The organism is Xanthomonas populi, from assembly GCF_002940065.1.
Taxonomy (GTDB): domain Bacteria; phylum Pseudomonadota; class Gammaproteobacteria; order Xanthomonadales; family Xanthomonadaceae; genus Xanthomonas; species Xanthomonas populi.
The window spans coordinates 1-6,093 of sequence record NZ_MDEJ01000183.1; the positions used below are offsets into that span (position 1 = coordinate 1).

The following is a 6,093-nucleotide window of genomic DNA, read 5'->3' on the forward strand; positions in this document are numbered from 1 at the left end:
GATGGCCGCGGCCTTGTATCCCGGGTTTGGAAAAGGAAGCATGGAGCAGCGTGACACTTCGCCAATCGCGGCATCGGCGGATTTGTTCCGTCATGTGACTGCGGACAAGGCAACGGTCCACCACACCATCATGGCGGTATCCGCCGCAGCCAAGCTGCAGTAGCGTCTGCAGTTGCGGCTTGACGAGGTATTGATGGAACGCATTGGCACGCCCCTGCGCAACAGGACGTTGCTGCGGCGCTTGCGCAACTGTCCGCCTGGGGAAATCTTGAGTCGCAGCCGGATATGGCGCGCGTGTCCACGCTCAATGACTACTATAGCGCCCGTTACCTCTACCGGCTGCCGGGAGGTGGCAAGGCGGTGGAGGTGGGGTTGGACGCGTTCGAGCAGAATCTGCGTCACCGCGTCGCGCTGCAGCCTGTGGCGTTGGAGGACATCGACAGTCGCTTGAAGGCTTCCTGGCGTCTGCTTGGCGATGCGCCCGCTGACGGTATGGATGTGGCAAAAGCGCACGAGATCCTGCGCGATCTGTTACGCTTGTTCGAAGATCTGGCCGCTCACGCCAAGGCGTTCATGGCAGGGGGCGCACGCAGCCTGGAGTTGCAGCAGGCCGATGCGACCGCGTTGGTCGCCTACAAACGCCGGTTGATCGAATTTGAGAGTGGGCAAGGGATCGCCGGGCCGTGGACAAACCTCTGTTCCAGATGGGACAGCGCCGCTACAATGCGCTGATCGTACCGGGATCCAGTCGCGTCAGCCGCAACTGTCGAAGAAGCCAGACGAGACTGGTCTGTCCAATGCCTTGAGCGAGTCGCTGCCGCCACTGCCGGCTGAGTTGCTGGGCGATGTGGACGAGGCACTCAATCAGATGAAGGAAGATCGCATTCAGTTGGAATAGGCTCGCCAGCTGGGGCAGGCCATCACTCAATTCGAACGACGTTACCGCATCTATGCCAGTATGATTGCACGCCGTCAGGCGCGCGAATGACGTCAAGCGCAGACCGGTTTAGACAATGCCAGCGAGGCGTACGATAGGCGTCAGTCCGACCGGGAGCAGGCACAGCAGTCCGAGCGAGGCGCCAGCGATGCCCACGAAGTAGCCAGGCAGATGTGCGCGGTTGTCAGAGACCGGGTGGAGACGCTGCGGAGCGACCCCGACAACAAGCAGGCCAATCGCTTCGCTCAAGCAGAAAAAGATGCTGACCAGCGCAAGCGCGAGGCGCTTGCAGCGTTCGAGCAGCGAGAGGCGGAACGCAATATGCTGCAGAACGAAGCCAACCCAAGTCGGCAGCGCTCCAGGCAGGCCGATCAGGCGAGCGAGGCGTTGGAAAAGGCGCGGACGCATGCTCTGGACAATGCCCGGACTATTGGCGTGGATGCGGACATCATCGTCAATCCGCTGTTCGCTCTGGCGGCCGAGGTGCTGGCGCAGACTCCGCCCGATCCACAGGCGACGATAGACAGCCTGCGCGCGCTGGTTTCCCGGAGGCGGCGGGACATCGCCTTTCTGCGGCGTCGTCACGTTGAACTGGACAAGCAGCAGCTGACGACGACGCGTGCGCGGGATACCGCCCAGGCCGTTCGCGACGAATGCGATGAAGCGTTGCAACGGCGCGAACAGGCCGGATCGGTACGCCTAACAGGCAGGCCAGGCGCTGACTGAGGCTTGGCCGCTCATTGCGCGGACTTGACGCAATTGCGGTTCAACGCAACCGTTCCCTTGCAGCAGCTTGGCCAATGGACGGCGCGCCCTAAAGGCAACAATCCGGCGCAGGCGGCGCTGTCCGCAGCCCGGCAGACCGCCTTGCACCGGTACACCGTGCGACACGCTGGCGTGCTGGTCAGCGAACTGGCGCGGCCGGCGTTGTGCCTGAATCTGCCCCTGCCCGCGCATGCGCGATTTGCCTGGAGTCCAGGCGAACCCGGCTACCTGTCACTGCGGCAACTGCTGCGCCATCGGCCAATGGGGCCGGTGGCAGACCGCAACATTCATGTCTGCAAGGACCCGGATGTCGTGGCTATCGCCGCCGACCGTCTGGGCGCGACCCGTGCACCGCTGGTCTGCACCGACGGCATGCCGACTGCCGCCCAGCGTATCGTGTTGGGTCAACTGGCTGCTGCTTGTGGGCACCTGCACTACCACGGTGATTACGACTGGCCCGGCATCGGCATCGGCAACTTCGTCATGCGCACCTGGAACGCACGGCCCTGGGGCTTTGGCGCAGCCGACTATCGTGCGGCCACCGCGCGGGCACCAACGCGGCCGCACGGCCTGGAGGCTGCCAGGGTGAAGGCCGTTTGGGACGCCGAATTGGCTGCGGTGATGAATGCCCATGGTTTTGCTGTTGCCGAAGAAGCAGTTGTGGCCTGCCTCCTCGACGACCTGGGTTCGCCCGTCGCACAGTGACCGGAAGCGTGTGCGCGTTGCCGCCTTGGTCGTCGATGCGGCGGGCTTGCGGTAGTCACTCCACCACGGCGCGCGAGCCTCAGTCGCCTAAGGTCAGCAGCGAGGCGTTACCGCCTGCGGCTGTGGTGTTGACGGTGACGACCTTCTCGGTCGCAAAACGCAGCAGGTAATGCGGGCCGCCGGCTTTCGGGCCGGTGCCCGACAGGCCTTGGCCGCCGAAAGGTTGTACGCCGACGACTGCACCTATCTGGTTGCGATTGACGTAAACATTGCCAACCGCAACGCGGGTGGTGATGCGGTCTATGGTCTCGTCGATGCGCGAGTGCACGCCCAGGGTCAGGCCATAGCCGGTGGCGTTGATCTGATCGATAACGGTGTCAAGTTGATCGGCTTTCCAGCGAATGACATGCAGAACTGGTCCGAAAATCTCGCGCCGCAGCTGCGCGAGCGACGTCAGTTCATACGCGCGTGGGGCGAAGAAACTGCCGTTAGCGGTTTCAGGATCCAAGGTGGTGGTCGCGATCAGCCGGGCTTCGCGATCCATGCGCGCTGCATGATCGTCGAGTATCTTGAGTGCATCTGCATCGATAACGGGACCAACATCGGTAGATAGGAGCGCAGGATCGCCGATCTTCAACTCACCCATGGCGCCGGCCAGCATGGTCATGACCTTGTCGGCGATGTCGTCTTGTACGAACAGGACGCGGGCGGCCGAGCAGCGTTGGCCTGCGGACATGAAGGCGCTGGAGATCGCATCCTTGACGACGGCTTCTGGCAGTGAGGAAGAGTCAGCGATGAAGGCATTCTGACCACCTGTTTCGGCAATCAGTACACCGATTGCGGCCTCCCGCGCGGCCAGGGTGCGGTTAATGACGCGTGCGGTCTCTGTGGAGCCGGTGAAAGCGACGCCGGCCACGCGCGGGTCGTTGGTCAGTGCCGCGCCCACGGTGGCGCCGTCGCCTGGCAGGAACTGCACTGCCGCTTCGGGAATGCCTGCCTCGTGCAGCAGCTTCACTGCTGCGTGGCCAATCAGGTTGGTTTGCTCTGCCGGCTTGGCGATGACGCTGTTGCCGGCCGCCAGAGCGGCAGCGACCTGACCCAGGAAAATGGCGAGCGGGAAATTCCAGGGGCTGATGCAGACGAACACGCCGCGGCCATGCAGCTGCAGCTCGTTGGATTCGCCAGTGGGCCCAGGCAGGCGCTCGGGCGCGCCGAATTGTGCGCGTGCCTGGCCGGCGTAGTAGCGCAGGAAGTCCACCGCTTCGCGCACCTCGGCCACTGCGTCGGGCAGGGTCTTGCCAGCCTCCTTGACGCAGATCGCCATGAACTCGGGCATGCGTGCTTCGAGCAGGTCGGCTGAGTGTTCCAGGATAGTGGCGCGGCTGGCGGCCGGCGTACGGTTCCAGGCCGGCTGCGCGGCGGTAGCGGACGCCAGCGCCTTCTGCACTGTTGCCGGATCGGCCGGCTGCCAATACCCGACGGTTTCGCGTCTGTCTGCCGGGTTCAGCACTGTCTCACTGGGCGTGTTGATCACCGCGCCGGGCACCAATGGGCTCGCCCTCCACGGGTTGATCGCGGCATTGAGTTGCTCGGCCAACTGTCGCAGATCTTTGTCGTTGGCGAGATTGGCGCCCATGGAGTTTTTCCTGTGTTGGTTCTGGCCGCGCAGCAAATCGGTGGGCAGCGGAATCTTGGGATGCGGAATGGAGCTAAACGACGACACCGCATCGACCGGATCGCGAATCAGATCTTCGATGGCGACGTCCTCATCGGTGATGCGATTGACGAAGCTGGAATTGGCGCCGTTTTCGAGCAGGCGACGCACCAGATACGGCAGCAGATCTTCGTGCGAGCCGACCGGCGCATAGACGCGACACGGCAACCCCAAGCGATCGGCCGGAATCACTTCGGCGTACAGGTCATCGCCCATGCCGTGCAGTTTCTGGTGTTCGTAGTTCTTGCTCGTCGCGATCGCGCGCACCGCGGCGATGGTCTGCGCGTTATGGGTGGCGAACATCGGATACAGCGCATCGCTGTGCGCGAACATGCGGCGTGCGCAGGCCAGATACGACACGTCCGTATTTTGCTTGCGCGTAAACACCGTATATCCGGGATGGCCTTCGATCTGTGCGCGCTTGATCTCCGCATCCCAGTACGCGCCCTTGACCAGACGGACCGGAATCCGACGACCGACGCGACGCGCAAGATCAGCCAGGAAATCGATCGTGTACGGCGTGCGCTTTTGATACGCCTGCACCGCCAAGCCATAGCCTTCCCATCCATCCAGCGATGGGTCGGAAAACGTAGCCTCGACGATATCCAGCGACAGTTCCAGACGATCGGCTTCTTCGGCATCGACGGTGTAGCCGATACCGTATGACTTGGCCAGCTGCGCAAGCTCCAGCACACCGGGCACCAGCTCAGCCATCACGCGTGCGCGCTTTGAATGCTCGTAGCGCGGATACAGCGCTGACAGTTTGATGGAGATACTGGGTGCTGCAAATACATCGGTGCCGACGAAACTGCCGCTGCGGCCGATCGCGTGGATGGCATCGCGATACGCCTGCAGATAGCGTTGCGCATCCTTCATGGTCAATGCGCCTTCGCCGAGCATGTCGAACGAATAGCGGTAATCGGCATTGTCACCCTTGCGCGAGCGCGATAGGGCTTCAGCGATGGTGCGTCCCATGACGAACTGGTGGCCCATGATCTTCATCGCTTGGCGCACGGCCAGGCGAATCACCGGCTCGCCGACGCGGCCGATCAAACGCTTGAATGCACCCGGCACATCGGCGCGTGTGAGGTCGTTGAGTTGCACCAGCTTGCCGGTGAGCATCAGGCCCCAGGTCGATGCGTTGACCAGCACCGAGTCGCTGCCGCCGACGTGTTTCTTCCAGTCCGCATCGCCGAGCTTGTCGCGGATCAGCTTGTCTGCAGTGTCCTGGTCGGGAATGCGCAACAGCGCTTCGGCCACGCACATCAGCAGTACGCCTTCTTCGCTACCCAGGTCGTATTGGCGCATGAAGGCTTCGATCGCGCCTTGATCCTGTGCCCGTGCGCGGACGCGGGTGACCAGATCGGCGGCAACCGCCTGCACCTTGGCCTGTTCGGCAGGGGGCAGGCGCGCCTGGTCCAGCAATTCCCGCACGTGCTCGGCTTCGTCCTTGAGCCAGGCGGCGGTGATGGCGGCACGCAATGCGCCAGGTGCGGCAGGCAGCTCGGGCGCCAACAGCAGGCGCGCAGCTGAGGTGGAGGCAAGCGGGTCGAGCTGAGCGTTCATGCGAAAGGTGCCTTGGAATGCGTAGTCATTCTAAAGAGCCGTAGCCCCTGCGCACTTGTATGAAAGCGGCAACTTTCCCGCCGTTTTTTGCAGGTCGCCACCGCACGCTCAAGCGGACTCGATCATTATCGGCTACAGACGTTTGCATCGGCGCATGCATTGGGAAGTGTGTGATTTACGCATGTTTTTAGCTGCACTGCAGCAATTGAACGATTGCCCGAAACGCTTGCCGCATGCGTTCGCACGGGTCTACCATCGGCCTGTTCCCGCAGTGCGCTGCCTGTTGTCAATGATCGAAGTGCTGACGTTGATGTCCGAAGGGGTCGGGACCTGAGGTATCCCCACGTTTTTCAGCCCATGACCATCTGGTTGTAGACGTGTTCGGGCAGTGTGCGTAATCGCTCCA

Annotated in this window: 4 protein-coding genes; 3 read left to right on the forward strand and 1 reads right to left on the reverse strand. The window is 62.8% G+C overall.

What is annotated here, in order from left to right; translation table 11 throughout:
- Positions 1 to 189: 189 nt before the first annotated feature.
- From XpopCFBP1817_RS18965 to XpopCFBP1817_RS18975, 3 genes are all read left to right on the forward strand, one after another.
- Positions 190 to 732, forward strand: a complete 543-nt coding sequence (locus XpopCFBP1817_RS18965; protein WP_208619668.1) for a DUF2397 family protein — start codon at positions 190 to 192, stop codon at positions 730 to 732.
- A gap of 400 nt (positions 733 to 1,132) precedes the next feature.
- On the forward strand, positions 1,133 to 1,663 hold the full coding sequence (locus tag XpopCFBP1817_RS18970) for a hypothetical protein (RefSeq protein WP_128418286.1): 531 nt from the start codon (positions 1,133 to 1,135) through the stop codon (positions 1,661 to 1,663).
- 57 nt (positions 1,664 to 1,720) lie between these two features.
- Positions 1,721 to 2,407: a TIGR02679 family protein gene (locus XpopCFBP1817_RS18975; protein ID WP_208619667.1), complete on the forward strand. Its 687-nt coding sequence runs from the start codon at positions 1,721 to 1,723 to the stop codon at positions 2,405 to 2,407.
- A gap of 79 nt (positions 2,408 to 2,486) precedes the next feature.
- Here XpopCFBP1817_RS18975 and putA read toward each other — a convergent pair whose 3' ends face one another.
- Positions 2,487 to 5,687: a bifunctional proline dehydrogenase/L-glutamate gamma-semialdehyde dehydrogenase PutA gene (gene putA / locus XpopCFBP1817_RS18980; RefSeq protein ID WP_128418288.1), complete on the reverse strand. Its 3,201-nt coding sequence runs from the start codon at positions 5,685 to 5,687 to the stop codon at positions 2,487 to 2,489.
- Positions 5,688 to 6,093 lie beyond the last annotated feature (406 nt).